The organism is Silvania hatchlandensis, assembly GCF_025564065.1.
Classification (GTDB): domain Bacteria; phylum Pseudomonadota; class Gammaproteobacteria; order Enterobacterales; family Enterobacteriaceae; genus Enterobacter; species Enterobacter hatchlandensis.
In genome coordinates, this window is the sequence record NZ_JAMGZK010000053.1 from 231225 (window position 1) to 246329 (window position 15105).

12 protein-coding genes and 1 other RNA gene are annotated in these 15105 nt (G+C 50.4%); 9 read left to right on the forward strand and 4 right to left on the reverse strand.

Features of this window, described 5'->3' with window-relative positions:
* Nucleotides 1–16: 16 nt before the first annotated feature.
* Together M8014_RS18305 and M8014_RS18310 are read right to left on the reverse strand one after the other, a co-directional pair.
* Complete coding sequence (locus M8014_RS18305; RefSeq protein ID WP_271283809.1) at nt 17–331, reverse strand: hypothetical protein; 315 nt, start codon at nt 329–331, stop codon at nt 17–19.
* Nucleotides 331–570 (reverse strand): DNA polymerase V, encoded by a 240-nt coding sequence (locus M8014_RS18310; RefSeq protein WP_271283810.1) that lies wholly within the window; start codon nt 568–570, stop codon nt 331–333. The genes M8014_RS18305 and M8014_RS18310 overlap by 1 nt, the downstream gene beginning before the upstream one ends.
* A gap of 1004 nt (nt 571–1574) precedes the next feature.
* Here M8014_RS18310 and M8014_RS18315 point away from each other — a divergent pair.
* The 7 genes from M8014_RS18315 to M8014_RS18345 all read left to right on the forward strand — a co-directional run bounded on the left by M8014_RS18315 (nt 1575) and on the right by M8014_RS18345 (nt 9491).
* A complete protein-coding gene (locus M8014_RS18315; RefSeq protein WP_271283811.1) occupies nt 1575–2132 on the forward strand; it encodes a fimbrial protein in 558 nt (185 codons plus the stop codon).
* 57 nt (nt 2133–2189) lie between these two features.
* Nucleotides 2190–2942 (forward strand): fimbrial biogenesis chaperone, encoded by a 753-nt coding sequence (locus M8014_RS18320; RefSeq protein WP_271283812.1) that lies wholly within the window; start codon nt 2190–2192, stop codon nt 2940–2942.
* Nucleotides 2914–5454 carry a fimbria/pilus outer membrane usher protein gene (locus M8014_RS18325; protein WP_271283813.1) on the forward strand — a complete coding sequence of 847 codons (2541 nt, stop codon included), beginning with the start codon at nt 2914–2916 and terminating at the stop codon, nt 5452–5454. Before M8014_RS18320 ends, M8014_RS18325 begins: the two co-directional genes overlap by 29 nt.
* A gap of 12 nt (nt 5455–5466) precedes the next feature.
* A complete protein-coding gene (locus M8014_RS18330) occupies nt 5467–6558 on the forward strand; it encodes a fimbrial protein (RefSeq protein WP_271283814.1) in 1092 nt (363 codons plus the stop codon).
* 12 nt (nt 6559–6570) lie between these two features.
* Nucleotides 6571–7311 (forward strand): fimbrial biogenesis chaperone, encoded by a 741-nt coding sequence (locus M8014_RS18335; RefSeq protein WP_271283815.1) that lies wholly within the window; start codon nt 6571–6573, stop codon nt 7309–7311.
* Nucleotides 7277–7984, forward strand: coding sequence for a helix-turn-helix transcriptional regulator (locus M8014_RS18340; RefSeq protein ID WP_271283816.1), 708 nt, complete (start codon nt 7277–7279; stop codon nt 7982–7984). Before M8014_RS18335 ends, M8014_RS18340 begins: the two co-directional genes overlap by 35 nt.
* 220 nt (nt 7985–8204) lie before the next feature.
* Nucleotides 8205–9491 (forward strand): tyrosine-type recombinase/integrase, encoded by a 1287-nt coding sequence (locus M8014_RS18345; RefSeq protein WP_271283817.1) that lies wholly within the window; start codon nt 8205–8207, stop codon nt 9489–9491.
* 421 nt (nt 9492–9912) lie between these two features.
* On the opposite strand, the gene menI is transcribed toward M8014_RS18345, so the two are convergent.
* Both menI and ydiJ read right to left on the reverse strand, forming a co-directional pair.
* Nucleotides 9913–10323: a 1,4-dihydroxy-2-naphthoyl-CoA hydrolase gene (menI, locus tag M8014_RS18350; protein WP_271283818.1), complete on the reverse strand. Its 411-nt coding sequence runs from the start codon at nt 10321–10323 to the stop codon at nt 9913–9915.
* Nucleotides 10320–13376, reverse strand: a complete 3057-nt coding sequence (gene ydiJ, locus M8014_RS18355) for a D-2-hydroxyglutarate dehydrogenase YdiJ (RefSeq protein ID WP_271283819.1) — start codon at nt 13374–13376, stop codon at nt 10320–10322. The genes menI and ydiJ overlap by 4 nt, the downstream gene beginning before the upstream one ends.
* Nucleotides 13377–13583: 207 nt before the next feature.
* On the opposite strand from ydiJ, the gene ydiK reads away from it, so the two are divergent.
* Together ydiK and rprA are read left to right on the forward strand one after the other, a co-directional pair.
* A complete protein-coding gene (ydiK, locus tag M8014_RS18360) occupies nt 13584–14696 on the forward strand; it encodes an AI-2E family transporter YdiK (RefSeq protein ID WP_271283820.1) in 1113 nt (370 codons plus the stop codon).
* 188 nt (nt 14697–14884) lie between these two features.
* Nucleotides 14885–14992, forward strand: an RNA gene (gene rprA / locus M8014_RS18365) — antisense sRNA RprA.
* The last annotated feature ends 113 nt before the right edge of the window (nt 14993–15105 follow it).

The window sequence follows — 15105 nt, forward strand, 5'->3', positions numbered from 1 at the left end:
TGATGCGCACCACTTCTTACACCGCTCTACCATCTTCATAGTGCCGCGTGATGAAGTGCGTCACTCGCCCTAATACTTCGACATCTTCCAGCGCCCTTCCCTCGATCGCTTCGCCGTCATCGCAAATCAGTGACTGACCCATGAGCATTGCAAACTGCGTACGGCCACCGCTGAGGATCAGCAGTGCGTCACCCTGCTGCGGGCGCGTGACCGGTACGATGATCGCATAACCCGCCGATGTCTCGAGGATGCGACTGTCGGGAGTCATGCAGACACTGGCTGGCGTAACCCGCTGCTCTATATAGTCGGTAGCTGGTGAGGCGAAGCCCATTACAGACCTCCGTTCGGGTTGTAGAGCATGAATGTTCGCGCCTGGCCTTCGATGGTCGTAATGTCCTTAAACGTCGAAACGTGACTTTCTATCCACTCGTTCGCCTCTTTAAGCGACCAGTCCCAGTTAGCGAGGGCTAGGTGCCTCATAAAGTCTTCGGTAGCAAGCGTGCGGCGCCCGCTGGGTTCATGCTTGATGGCGGCGCGAAAAGCACCTTCAATATCGTTTTGACGTGGCATGATCTGCACTCCTTAATACTGTTTTTATATACAGTGGTTTTAATGAGGGTGCAGATCAATGTGGGGCTGCCTATTAATGCGGGGCACTGAAATTTAGTGGGACGCCGGAGTCTACCTCGTGCCATAAGCGGAAGTTGCTAATAACATTTTGTGTGGATCAACGGGGAGCAGGTCAGACCGATTTTCGACAGCTGAAGAACCACTGGAGCAGTAAGGAGCTAATTCACCATCTAAGATATTTCTCCATTAAATTATTTTTAGTTGAGCCCGAAAGGTTGACGCTAAGCCTATCCGAACAAATATGTTGACTGATTCGATTCAGCTTTCACTGGATGGGTTTTTTATTCTTTTAATTTTCGTTTACTCAACGGAAATGATTGGTCTTGTTGTTTGGTTAAAATTTGTCCGTGAAGGCTAACGAAGACATAGGAGGGATTGTTATGCAGCCTTCAGAATTTTCATTGTAAGATAACTTCTATACTGTCTTACTGCTGATAATATAATGAATAATATTAATCTTTTTGCTTCTCCTCCCATAATTAATTAAGAATATTCCCCCTGCCCACTCTGATAGATGGCTAGCTCATTATTCACTCACATTAAGTTAATGATACGATACAATTTGAGCGTGGATTTGTATGCAATTTGTTGCATGCAAGTTATCGGTGATTGCCTTTTAACTTGCACACTGATCTATATCAAAATTCATTAAAAAAAGAACTATATCTTTTTTTAATCCAAATCATCACATAAACATCTCCAATCAATTGTTTTAATGGTCATTTTAAACAGTGGTGCAGAAAAAAAACATTAATCCCTTATGCACCTCATCAAAAACGGCACGGTAGAAAACTCCTATTACTGTAGGTAGAAAAATTGACGTATATTATATTTGGCGTCAATGAGAGACATGAATTTCACGCTTCATTAATAGTGATATAAAAATCTTTTAATATCCTGCGGCATGCTTTTTAATTTATCAAAAAACCAAGAATGGGGTTATTATGCTCAAATTCACTAACACGACTTCATTATTAGCACTAATTATTTCATCAGCTTTTATCACGGCAACTAGTGCCGCTGATGGCATTATTACCATTAATGGAAAAATTACTGACACTACTTGTACTATTTCTGTGAATGGTGATAACAAAGATACAACAGTAACGTTACCGACAGTTTCCTCTACTAGCCTTTCGGCTATTGGCCAGACGGCGGGCACAACACCTTTCAATATTTCCCTGAGTAATTGCTCTGGTGCCTCATTAAGGACTGCAAGCACTTACTTTGAACCAGGCACATACGTTGATAACGAAAATGGACGTCTAAATGTTGACAGTACCGCCGACGATGCAGCGACCAACGTGCAGGTTCAGTTGCTGAATAGTAATATGAACCCCATTGTTGTCGGTGCTTCCGTGGCCAATGGCCAGAACGATGTTCCAATCGATATCAGTGGTGGGAACGGCGTATTGAACTACTACGCACAGTATTATGCAACGGGCTCTTCTCAGGCTGGTGCTGTAACCACGCAAGTTGATTACACCATGATCTACGAATAATTACTCATCAGAGTAAAGGCCACAACCTTTACTCTATCTTACAATAAGGTTTACCGGATGTTTAAGAAACTGAATCCCCTCTTTGTTATATTATTGTCAATCACAACTCCAGTAGATGTGCTCGCTGAAGTTACTATTAATGGAACTCGTATTGTATTTAATGCCAATGATAAAGAAGCTGCTATTCAGTTAAAAAACAACGGTAAACAGCCTTATCTTTTACAAATGTGGCTAGATGATGGAGATCCTAAATCGCGTCCGGGTGAAGCACTTGCCCCCTTCGTGATAACACCACCAGTTGTACGCATTGATCCGACGCGCGGCCAGGCCGTACGCATTATTGCAACTAATCCTAAACTGCACCAGGACAGAGAATCGCTGTTCTGGTTCAATCTGTTGGAAGTGCCACCTATGCCAAAAGAAAAAGTGGATGCCGGGAATAATCTGCTTCAGCTGGCCTTTCGCACACGAATTAAGCTGTTTTATCGACCGGCCAATCTGACTCCAGAACCTTTGGAGGCCTATAAAAAACTGATGTTTTCGCGCGAAGGAAGTAACCTGCGGATTATTAACAATTCTCCTTATCATATTACATTCAATACGATACTAATAAGAAATTCTAACAACAGTGAAGTTTTAGCCATGGTTGATAAATTTCAACAAAGAATGATGCAGCCAAAAGGAGATATGCTCTTGCCTCTAACAATAAAAAAACACGAAAGAACTAACTACGGAACAGTATTTTACAGCGTGATTAATGATTATGGAGGAGAGTCATTCAATGAGAAGGTGTTACAAAACAATCAGTAAAAAGATAAAACCTTCTTTTCGTTTAAACAAGATAGCGAAAGTTATTCTTTTTGTATCACCATGGTCGCACAATGCAGTTGCTGAAAGTAATGAGGTTGAATTTAACAGCGCTTTTTTACGATCTGCGTTGGATACTCGTACCTACTCTCAAGGGAATCCGGTTGCGCCAGGAAACTACACTGTTGATTTATATATAAATGACAAATGGAAAGGTCATGTTGACATACGCTTTGAAAATCTCGATTCCCAAAGCCATGTCGCGCAGCCATGTTTCGATGCCAAAATAATTGCCTTGCTCGGTATTGATACCACTCAGTTATCGCAAGACGGGCTGGCTAAGATCACTAATGGTAATGACTGCGCGAGTTTGTCCAACCTCGCAGAGGGCCTTTCTGCTAATTACGATGTGGCCACCCAGCATCTCATTGTACATGCCCCGCAGATTTTGCTTTTGCGGAATGCTCGAGGCTACGTCAATCCAGCGCTGTGGGATAAGGGTATTACCGCAGCTACGCTGCAATATGACTATAATGCCTGGCATTCGCAAATCTCAAATTCTGACTCTCAGTCTAACCAATATCTCGGTCTGCGTAGTGGCATCAACTGGGATGTTTGGCGTTTACGTTATCGCGGCACGTTAACCTGGACCGAAGGACAGGGCTGGAAATACGATAACAGTAGTGCTTATCTCGAACGCGCTATCGTTCCACTGCGCAGCAATCTGGTATTGGGTGAATCTATTACTGACGGTAAGGTATTTGACAGTGTAGGTTTTCGCGGCGTGTTACTGACCTCCGATGATCGCATGTATGAAGATGCCAGTCGTGGCTATGCACCTGTAGTTAACGGGATCGCCAACACTAACGCCCTGGTGAGTGTCAGTCAGCGTGGAGTGCGCATTTATGAAACTACGGTTCCGCCAGGCCCATTTGTCATTGATGATCTTTACCCGACTGGAACTGGCGGTGATCTGCTGGTAACCATTAAAGAGGCCGACGGCAGCATACGCTCCTTCACTGTTGCCTATGCGTCAATCGCCGAGTTACTGCGACCCGGGACGACGCGTTACACCCTGATGGGAGGCCGCTATTACAATAGTACAATCAGCGATAATCCTCAGATTGCTATGGGTACGTTGCGCCACGGTTTTACTAATCTGATTACCGGCTACGGTGGTGTGCTTGGCGGTGAAAATTATCAGTCTGTTGCCGGTGGGATCGCCCTCAACACCCCGATAGGAGCATTGTCTTCAGATATTACGCATGCCCACAGTACTCTGCGTAATGAAGTAAAAAGCGAAGGTCATAGCATTCACTTTGCTTTCGCAAAAATTCTACCAGTAGTGAATACCAACGTGACCCTTGCCAGCTATCGCTACTCCAGCTCTGGTTATTACGATATTGATGACGTAATGCTGATGCGAAGCACTAAGTGGGCTTCATCCAATGGCGACGTCAACAATACTACCAATCGCAAGAACCGTATTCAGCTGAGTGCGAGCCAGACACTCTCTGACACTTTTGGCAGCATGAATATAAGCGCCAGCACTCAGGACTACTGGAATCGTAATGGCCGCGATACTGAGTATCAGGTTGGATACACCAACTCGTTTAACAGCTTCAACCTGAATATCAACGTCAGTCGTAACCGTGATCTGGTTAATAGTCAGTGGGATAACAAAATTGCCATTGGTATTTCGCTACCTTTGAGTAACCACGCGCAGGCGAAATACCTCAATTCCACCTATGTAACCGAGCGCGATCATCACGGCATTCAGAACTCGCTTGCAGGCTCTGCAGGTGAGAACCGGCAATACAACTACAGTGTCTTTACCAATCTAGATCGCTATGACAATAACGGTACTAAAACGACTGGCGGTGCCAGCGGCAACTGGACATCTCCATGGACCAGCGTCGGCGGCAGCTACTCTGCTGGAAATGGCTACCAGCAGTACGGAATAACGCTTTCCGGCGGGGCGATCGCTTACGACGGTGGCATGGTACTGACCCCTATTATGGGCGACACGATGGCAATCGTGGAAGCTGACCAAGCCAGTGGCGCTAAGATCACCAACAATGCCACCCTTAGCCTGGATAGCAACGGCAAAGCGGCAGTGCCTTATCTGACGCCTTATCGCCAGAACACCATTGAATTGGATCCGAAAGGGTTGTCGAACGACGTCGGGTTGGAGGTGACCAGTCAGTATAGCGTTCCCACAGCGGGTGCAGTGGTGCTGATGAAATACAAAACCGACGTCGGTTACTCTGTGATGTTTACTATCCAGCACTCCGGGGAAGAGCCGCCTTTCGGAACCCCACTTTTGGATGAAAGCGACGACACTGTCGGGTATATCGCACAAGGTGGGCAAAGCTTTGCGAGGGTGAAAAATACAAGGGGAGTCCTGCGTGTTCGGTGGGGAAATGATCTTCTTCAACAGTGCACTATCCACTATCAGATTCCACCCACCACCGCCAAGGATACATTACGTCAGCACGATGTAGTGTGCCAGTAAAGGAGCAGGAGAATGAAAAACGTTATTCACATTATTCAGGTTGTACTGCTGACTCTAGCGGGGATTAGCAACACTGTGATGGCCGACGGGACGTGGGTTAACTGTAATCGCACCAAGGGCTATTACCAGTATTTTAATTCAACTTCGATTCAGATAGGGAAAGATGCCGCTGTTGGTGATCTATTAGGTACTTGGGTCACCTCCGCTAATCCGACGGCCTGGACATGTTCGCACCGGAGCAATTATCAAAATTATGCCGTGCTGATGGGGGTAGAGGGATACCCGCCATATGCAATTTGGGGCAATAAGGTGGTTGATGGGGAGACATATAACGTCTACGACACCGCCGTAAAAACCGGTCTGGGATACATTGCCCGCTGGCGCTATACAGTCAAGGGGCAGACCAGCGACTGGTATGCGCTGAATACGGCCACCGGTACACATCAGACGCCTTTCACGTTGTTTAACGCCAGATACGATGGCAGCCAATACAGTTGGAATATTGGTGTGGATGTGCAGGTGCGTTTTGTCAAAACCTCTGATTCGCTCACCGCTGGCAGTACTACAGTATTCGATCCGATGTACATGCGTACTTACCAGACATATGGTGGAAGCACATATTCCGGTACAGGCACTTACATGATTGCTGACTTCCTGGCCGGTAACCTCGATGTGATTACCACTGGCGGAACCTGTACCACTTCTGACGTCAGCGTCAATCTACCATCAATAAGTCGCAGCGATTTTACCGGTGTTGGTTATACCACCGCCCGCACCGACTTTAGTCTTAACTTCATGCAGTGTCCGGCGGGGCTTGCGAGTATCAGCTATTTATTCACTCCGACCAGTCGCATTCTTGATAATAATAACGGCCTTTTCGCACTCGATGGTAACTCGACCGCCCACGGAGTCGGCCTGCAACTACTTACCGATCAGGATATCCCTATGAACTTTAATCGAAATTATTTGCTTAGCAGCTACGATCCAACAGTCGCTAATGCTAATTACACCGTTCCTCTGCGAGCCGGTATTTATCAAACCAGCAATAACGTCACAGCCGGAAATATTAGCGGCTCAGTGACTTTCACTTTAAGTTATAAATAGGGTTCACTGTTGATGCAGAAACTGTCACTCTTCCGTGCCTTTGCGCTATGGCTTATTACAACATTAGCGTTGTTGCCTGTCACCGACGTATTAGCCAAGACCTATGTGAATCAGACACGGTTAATCATTAATAGCTTAAAAAAAGAAGGGATACTTACTGTAATTAACGAAGGTAAAGCACCCGTGTTGATACAAGCATGGACCGATCGAGATAATCTTCTGGACCGCCCGGAAGAGATTAGAATGCCATTTGTTATCCTGCCACCGGTGTTTCTACTTGCGGGTAAAAGCTCAAGGGCGATCCGTATTCAGGCACTTAATGCTGTCGACAAGTTGGCCTGGAGTCAGGAGTCGCTGTTCTGGCTGAATGTGCTGGAGGTGCCGCCGAAAGCCAGCGTAACTACAACGGGGAATGTGATGCAAATGGCCTTTCGAACCCGCATTAAACTGTTTTTCCGTCCGGAGGCTATTGCCAGCGCTACTTTGCATGAGGGCGTCAGACAGATGAAGTCTTCACTGGTTCCCTGCGCAGATGCAACATGTCTACGCCTAAAAAGTCACTCGCCATTGCACATCACGCTCCTCGACGTGACTCTTGATAAAAGCGAAGTCATTCGCGCATTACCCAACGACGGGATGATTTCCCCATTTTCGACATTTGATATTCCTCTGCCAGCTGGCCATAGCCGGGGTAGGTTGAAGTCATTTACATGGATTGATGACTACGGTGTTGCCAATCATTTCACTCGCTAAAAGGAAGAATGCGATGCTTCATTTTAACTCGGCGTCATTGCGCTACAAATTTATCTACCTGACGAAGAACGTCTATCACGGCATTGCGGTACATACATTATTCGCCGAGGCCTGGAACGAGTCGCTCATACAACAGGTAGGCGGCCAAAAACTGGCATTCAATATGATTGATAAATACATCAATTTCATTCCCTTCTCTCTTCGCTTTGAGAATATATATCGTAAACCCGGGGCTGTTTTTGAACCCGACATCATCCTACCGACTAAGCGTCTTGAAAGTAAATGGATAACCTTTACGAACATCCTATTTTTTGTTGATATGTGTGATCCCGAACAAACCTCATTTTTGTTCATTAGTCCGCAGGATGCTGTGCCAGATATAGAACAGAAAATTGCTGTATTTCTGCGTCACTGTGCTGCATTGGTTAGCAATGATAAACAGATGCAATGCTCATCATTTTCGTTTTCTTTGCGCGATCAGCAAATTGTCTTTTACACTCTTGCAGGCCGGACTATCAAAGAAATCGCAGCCGAACTCAGCGTGACCGACAAGATGGTGTATAAAATACGTGACCAGTTGACGCGCAGGCTTGAATGTCAGCAGGGCTCATTTTTGTTTAAAGGTCTTGCCCAGTGTTGGCGAATCCTTCCAAATGAAAAGTATGTTACTTAGCATAAATTGGTATAGCCCTATACGTATTAAGCGCGATAGTCATTAACCAACACTTGCGTCCAAATAGCTATTTCCCTGCAGAGGTAAAATATTTGGGCGCACTACAAAAATATTCCCGTCGCCACTATGGGATACTGATTAATCCCGATCATTCCAGCTTCAAGGCCATCACCAACATCCAGCATAACCCAAAGATTAATCAATTAGTACAGGAAGCATAATGGACTTTCCCACTGGCGTTGAACTTCATAGTGGCAAAATCAGGATCACGTTTACATATCGCGGCGTTCGTTGCCGCGAAGTATTGCGTGGCTGGTTAGCCACGAGTGGGAATATCAAAAAGGCGGGTAATCTTCGCGCGGTAATTGTCAGTGAGATTCAGCTCGGCACCTTCGATTACGCCTCCCGGTTCCCAGAATCCAAGGCGCTTAAAAAGTTCTCATCAACAAAGAGAGTTACTACTTTCAAAGAACTTTGCGACGTCTTTATGGAAGCGAAAGCCCTGGAGGTTTCCGTAGCCTCAATGCAGACCAACAGCGGTATTATTAACACGCTTCGGCGCATCATTGGCGACAATACTCGCTTGGTTGATATTCAACACTCCGATCTGCTGAACTATCGCAAAGAACTGCTCACGGGTGATGTAGTCAACTCAGCAATGCCGCATTTGAATAAAAAAGGCCGCACCCCATCAACCGTCAATACTCGTATGAGCCTCCTCGGCGAAATGCTTAAACTGGCGAATCGCAGCCAGTTTATTAAGCACGCGCCGTATGAGGGTGTGTCACTGCTGAAGGTTTCAAAAAGCCCACCAGACCCGCTGCTACTGCATGAATACAGAGACTTTATGTCGGCCCTGCCGGAGAAGCAGCAATTGCTCTGGAAGCTGGCGATCCACAGTGGTATGCGCCATGGCGAGTTGAGTTCGCTGGCGTGGGAGGATGTCGATCTTAATAAAGGTGAAATTCACATAAGCAGGAACATAACAAATAAAGGTCTGTTTATGCCGCCGAAAACAGATGCTGGTATAAGGACTATTACCCTACTGCAGCCAGCGGTCGAGGCGCTACGTGAGCTTTATAAAATTTCTGGAAATCTAAAAAAAACTGAGATTTGTTATCATCACCGCGAACTGGGGAAAACGGAAGTGCAACACTTGCGGTTCGTTTTTGTTCCCGGTCCACAGTCAAAAACGAAAGCGGGATATTTATCTAAAAGTGCAATTGCTGAAAGCTGGAAGAGCGGTATGGCAAAGGCCGAAATTCGCTACCGGGTACCATATCAGTCGCGACATACTTTCGCGTGCTGGACGCTCTCTGCAGGTGCCAACCCATCGTTTATTGCCAGCCAGATGGGTCATGAAGACGCGCGCATGGTCTACGAGGTTTACTCGAAATGGATCGGGGAAATGAATGCTAACCAGGTAGGCATGCTGAATAACACTCTGCCGACAGCTACGCCCCCAGCATGCCCCAAAAGCAAAACGAGGTTAAGGAAAGTTGTTTAATCTTAAGCAGTTGAATGCAACAAGTATAATTAATGCCTATTTATGAAATAGGGATGAAAAAAATGATCAAGCTGGCAATAGCATGAAAATCAAAAAGTTATATTACGGGCTCCAGCGTAATCATGGGCTTGCCGCACCGCAGCAGGGTCTGATACGGTTGCCGGGCGGGTTTTATTGACGGCGGGGTTTTTATGGCGTCGGCGATAGTGAACGCCGCGATCGGCATGGCGCTATAACACACAAAAAAGAAAACCCTTAAGACTACCAGCGGCAATCTTAAGGGTTCCTTACTCCATCCGGCGCTTATCTCCGGCACTCATCATGGCTTAGCTCTTGAAGGAGCATCAGAATAGTCTCATAAGTGCGGGGTGCGGCTTTGTCATAAATTGCGGATTATGATAAAAGCCGCCCAACTTTATGTTTACACCACCGCGGTGGTTAAGCGCGAGGAGCAGCACAGGCGTTCCTGCTCATCAAAAATGTCGATCTGCCACACCTGATGACGGCTGCCGGTGTGCAGCGCCCGACACACGCCACGCACCCGCCCACTGCGCACAGCACGCAAATGGTTGGCGTTAACCTCAACCCCCACCACCTTCTGTTCGCCTTCGGTGCAGAGATAGCCCGCCACCGAGCCCAGCGTTTCGGCCAGCACCACCGACGCGCCGCCGTGCAGCAGCCCAAACGGCTGATGGGTACGGCTGTCCACCGGCATCGTCGCTTCCAGTTCGCTGTCGCCGATGCGGGTAAACTGGATATCCAGCAGCCCGACCATATTGCCCTCGCCCATGGCGTTTAAGGCCTGCAGCGTGACGGCACGTTTCCAGATCATCCCATAATCTCCAGTAAAGCCTGTAATGGATGGCGCACGCCGCTGCCCTCGACGCGTTTCACCTGACTGCGACAGGAGTAGCCTGTCGCCAGACAGCGATTGCGCGGCAGACGCTGCATCGCCTGATGCCAGCTGAGCTCGTAGATCCCCAGCGAATTGGCGTGATTGACCACTTCATGCCCGTACGTCCCGGCCATGCCGCAGCAGCCGACGCTGACGCTCTCGAGTTTCGCGCCAAAGCGGGCAAAGATCGATGCCCATTGCGCAGGCGCGCCCGGCAGCGCGGTCACTTCGGTGCAGTGTCCGAACAGATACCAGGCTTCACCGCTGGTCTCCTGGGTGGCTTGCGCATTCACAATCGCCGGGAGCCACTCGTGGACCAGCATCACGTTGAAATCGCCGCGCTTATCGCCGAGCGTCTGCTTATACTCATCGCGATAGCAGAGCACCAGCGCCGGATCGACCCCGACCATCGGCATCCCCAGCAGCGATACCCGATTGAGGAAGTCAGAGGTTTTTTGCGCCGTTCTGGCAAAGCGATTGAGGAAGCCCTTAATGTGCTGGGCCTTGCCGTTTGGCGAGAACGGCAGCAGCACCGGCTGGTAGCCCAGGCGCTCCACCAGGCGGATAAAGTCGGCCACCACCTGCGCGTCGTAGTAGCTGGTAAACGGGTCCTGCACCACCAGCACCGTTTTGGCTTTTTGCGCCGGGCTCAGCGCCTCAAGTTGCTCCAGGGTCAGGTTGGCCGAACGGTGGCCAACCATTTGACGCTGCAGCGACGGCGTGGAGAGCAGCGGCAGGTCGATCATGCCGATATGCTTCTCGGACAGCTTGCGCACCAGCGGCTGGTTAATAAAGAAGTTGAATGTTTTTGGCGCACGCGCCATCAGCGGGGCATAGCTCTCGACGGTCGCCACCAGATGATCGCGCATCGGACGCAGGTAGCGGGTGTGATAGAGCTGCAGGAAGCGCGAGCGGAATTCCGGCACATCAATCTTGATCGGACACTGGGTGGAACAGGCTTTACAGGCCAGACAGCCCGACATCGCCTCTTTCACTTCGTGGGAAAAATCGTACTCGCCTTTGCGCGCGTGCCAGCTGTTGCGGGTCCGCTCAACGAGGGTACGCAGGCTGGCGCGTTTTTCTGGCAGCTCTTTTTCCAGCGCCAGCGGATCCACACCGCGGTCGGCCAGCAGACGCAGCCACTCGCGCACCAGCGTCGCACGCCCTTTCGGGGAGTGAATACGGTTGCTGGTGATTTTCATCGACGGGCACATCGGGCTTTTGGCATCGAAGTTAAAGCACAGACCGTTGCCGTTACACTCCATCGCCCCACGCCAGGATGAACGCACCGCAATCGGGATCTGGCGATCGTAGGTGCCGCGTTTGACCGCATCCACCTGCATCATCGGCGCGTCAACGCCTGCAGGTGGGCAGATCTTGCCCGGATTGAGGCGGTTGTCCGGGTCGAAGGCGGCTTTAATTTTGCGCAGTTCGGCATACAGTTGCTCGCCAAAAAACGCCGGGCTGTATTCGGCGCGGAAGCCTTTTCCGTGCTCTCCCCACAGCAGGCCGCCGTATTTAGCGGTAAGCGTCACCACGTCATCGGAGATCTTTTTCATCAGGATCTCCTGCTGCGGATCGCACATATCCAGCGCCGGGCGCACGTGCAGCACCCCGGCATCCACGTGACCGAACATGCCGTAGCTCAGACCGTGGCTGTCGAGCAGCGCGCGGAACTCGACAATATAGTCCGCCAGATGTTCCGGCGGCACGCAGGTGTCTTCCGCAAACGGGATCGGCTTGGCCGCGCCTTTGGCGTTACCCAGCAGACCGACTGCTTTTTTGCGCATCGCGTAGATACGCTCGATGCCGGACAGCTCCTGGCACAGCTGCCAGCCAATTACCCCGCCCTCACCCTGCGCCATCAGCTCATCCAGACGCTGGCACAGGCTGGCAACCTGGCTGTCGATCAGTTCGCCGTCATCGCCAGCAAACTCGACGATGTTGAGCCCCAGCATCTCTTTATCTGGCACGTCGGTGATCAGCTCGCTGACCGAGTGCCAGACGATATCTTCCCGCGCCAGATTGAGCACTTTTGAGTCGACGGTTTCCACCGACAGCGCACGGGCCTCCACCATAAACGGCGCGTTGCGCAGGGCAGAGTCAAAGGAGTTGTACTTCACATTCACCAGGCGGCGCACTTTCGGCAGCCGGGTAATGTCGAGACGCGCCTCGGTGATCATCGCCAGCGTGCCTTCCGAACCGGTCAGAATGCGGGTCAGATCGAACTGGCTGAGATCGTCATTAAACACGTGACGCAGGTCGTAACCGGTAAGGAAGCGGTTCAGTTTCGGGAATTTATCAATAATCAGCTGACGGTTATCGCGACAGCTGTCCAGCACGGTGCGGTAGATGCGCCCGCTGGTGGTGTTGTCTTTGCCGAGCGTCTCGGCAAGCTCAACGGGCATCGGCTGGGTATCAAGAATATCACCGCCCAACAGCACCGCCCGCACGCCGAGGACGTGATCGGAGGTTTTGCCGTACACCAGCGACCCCTGCCCGGAGGCATCGGTATTGATCATCCCGCCCAGGGTCGCGCGGTTACTGGTAGACAGCTCCGGGGCAAAGAAATAGCCGTACGGCTTAAGATACTGATTGAGCTGATCTTTGATCACCCCTGCCTCAACGCGCACCCAGCCCTCTTCAGGGTTGATCTCAATGATGCGGTTCATGTAGCGGGACATATCGACGATGATCCCCTGGTTCAGCGCCTGACCGTTGGTGCCGGTGCCGCCGCCGCGGGGGGTGAAGATCAGCGAAGTGAAACGTTCCTGTGACGCCAGACGGGCAATCAATGCCACATCAGCGGTCGAACGGGGGAAAACGACGGCATCGGGAAGTAGCTGGTAGATACTGTTGTCGGTCGCCATTGTCAGCCTGTCGGCATAACGTGTGGCGGTATCGCCGGTAAAACCCTGTTGCTCCAAAGCCTGCAAAAAATTGAGCACCAGCTGAACGACGCCCGGTGCCTGAGAAATTTGTGGGATCATTACTGTCGACCCTGCCCCATCTAAATTGTTGTAGATAATCGTTTGCGTTGTGTCTCCCTGTTTGTATCACATTTTTTTCTTATGCGCCCGACAGAATTACAGGCAGAATCTGCCTGTCAAAAATCGCTGAAATCACTAATCATTAGAGTCACGTGGTTTCATGTTCTCACCAGCTATGCTGGTATCCTTCAAAGGTAAATTCAAACTATGGTCAATCGACATCAGCCCAGGGACGTTGCGCAAATTTTGCTGTCGGTGCTGTTCCTGGCAATCATGATTATTGCGTGTCTGTGGATCGTTCAACCTTTTATTCTTGGCTTCGCGTGGGCGGGAACCGTGGTGATTGCCACCTGGCCGCTGTTTATCCGCCTGGAGCGCCTGCTGTTTGGTCGCCGTTCGCTGGCGGTGCTGGTGATGACCCTGCTGCTGGTGCTGGTGTTTGTGATCCCGATTGCCCTGCTGGTCAACAGTCTGGTGGATGGCAGCGGGCCGCTTATCACCAGCATTTCCAGCGGCGATATGTCACTACCGGATCTGGCGTGGCTTAACGACATCCCGCTGGTTGGCGATAAGCTGTATGCCGGCTGGCACAACCTGCTGGAGATGGGCGGCAGCGCGATTATGGCCAAAGTCAGGCCTTATATCGGCGCCACCACCACCTGGTTTGTCGGCACCGCTGCGCACCTTGGCCGCTTTGTGGTCCACTGCGTGCTGATGCTGCTGTTCAGCGCTCTGCTGTACTGGCGCGGCGAGCAGGTGGCACTGGGGGTTCGCCATTTTGCGACGCGCCTCGCCTCCGCGCGCGGTGATGCCGCGATGCTGCTGGCGGCGCAGGCTGTCCGGGCCGTCGCCCTGGGCGTGGTCGTCACGGCGCTGGTGCAATCGGTGCTGGGCGGGATTGGTCTGGCGATTGCTGGCGTGCCTTACGCCACGCTGTTCACCGTACTGATGCTGTTAACCTGCCTGATGCAACTCGGGCCGCTGCTGGTGCTGGTTCCGGCCATTATCTGGCTGTACTGGAGCGGGGATACCACCTGGGGCACGGTGCTGCTGGTCTGGAGCTGCGTAGTGGGAACGATGGATAACGTGATCCGCCCGATACTGATCCGCATGGGTGCCGATCTGCCGTTAATCCTGATCCTCTCCGGCGTGATCGGCGGTCTGATCGCCTTCGGAATGATCGGTCTGTTTATCGGTCCGGTGCTGCTGGCGGTCTCCTGGCGACTGTTCTCCGCCTGGGTGCATGAAGTGCCGATGCCGCAGACCGATCCTGATGTGCTGCTGGCATCCCTGAACGATACGGAAGAGGTGAATAAGTAATCATCGCCATTCTGGTGGGTTCGCCCACCAGAAAGTTAAGCATTGCTTAACATTTGCTTTTTATTTAACCGCACCTGAACTGACTCGCCACCGTAATCGCCTCATTCACCTCACAAAATCTTCACCGCTGTTAAACTATTGAGACGAATCTGATCGACGCAAAAATCCGTCATGCCTACTATTAGGTCACGGTTATGAATCAACACCTTGATTTATAAGCATGGAAATCCCCTGAGTGAAACAATGAATTGCTGTGTGTAGTCTTTGCCCATCTCCCACGATGGGTTTTTTTTTATCCTGAAAACACACGCACTACAGCAGCTTACCTTAATACATCACGCAGTGGCTCAGCATGCGCCACTCGGCAGGCGCGGCGGTGAAGAAGCAGGCGCAAAAAAAAAGGTGAGGA

Bases quoted from the DNA above. Each gene is read 5' to 3' on its own strand.
- M8014_RS18305 (WP_271283809.1), bottom strand. From the start codon at position 331: ATGGGCTTCGCCTCACCAGCTACCGACTATATAGAGCAGCGGGTTACG.
- M8014_RS18310 (WP_271283810.1), bottom strand. From the start codon at position 570: ATGCCACGTCAAAACGATATTGAAGGTGCTTTTCGCGCCGCCATCAAG.
- M8014_RS18315 (WP_271283811.1), top strand. From the start codon at position 1,575: ATGCTCAAATTCACTAACACGACTTCATTATTAGCACTAATTATTTCA.
- M8014_RS18320 (WP_271283812.1), top strand. From the start codon at position 2,190: ATGTTTAAGAAACTGAATCCCCTCTTTGTTATATTATTGTCAATCACA.
- M8014_RS18325 (WP_271283813.1), top strand. From the start codon at position 2,914: ATGAGAAGGTGTTACAAAACAATCAGTAAAAAGATAAAACCTTCTTTT.
- M8014_RS18330 (WP_271283814.1), top strand. From the start codon at position 5,467: ATGAAAAACGTTATTCACATTATTCAGGTTGTACTGCTGACTCTAGCG.
- M8014_RS18335 (WP_271283815.1), top strand. From the start codon at position 6,571: ATGCAGAAACTGTCACTCTTCCGTGCCTTTGCGCTATGGCTTATTACA.
- M8014_RS18340 (WP_271283816.1), top strand. From the start codon at position 7,277: ATGACTACGGTGTTGCCAATCATTTCACTCGCTAAAAGGAAGAATGCG.
- M8014_RS18345 (WP_271283817.1), top strand. From the start codon at position 8,205: ATGGACTTTCCCACTGGCGTTGAACTTCATAGTGGCAAAATCAGGATC.
- menI (WP_271283818.1), bottom strand. From the start codon at position 10,323: ATGATCTGGAAACGTGCCGTCACGCTGCAGGCCTTAAACGCCATGGGC.
- ydiJ (WP_271283819.1), bottom strand. From the start codon at position 13,376: ATGATCCCACAAATTTCTCAGGCACCGGGCGTCGTTCAGCTGGTGCTC.
- ydiK (WP_271283820.1), top strand. From the start codon at position 13,584: ATGGTCAATCGACATCAGCCCAGGGACGTTGCGCAAATTTTGCTGTCG.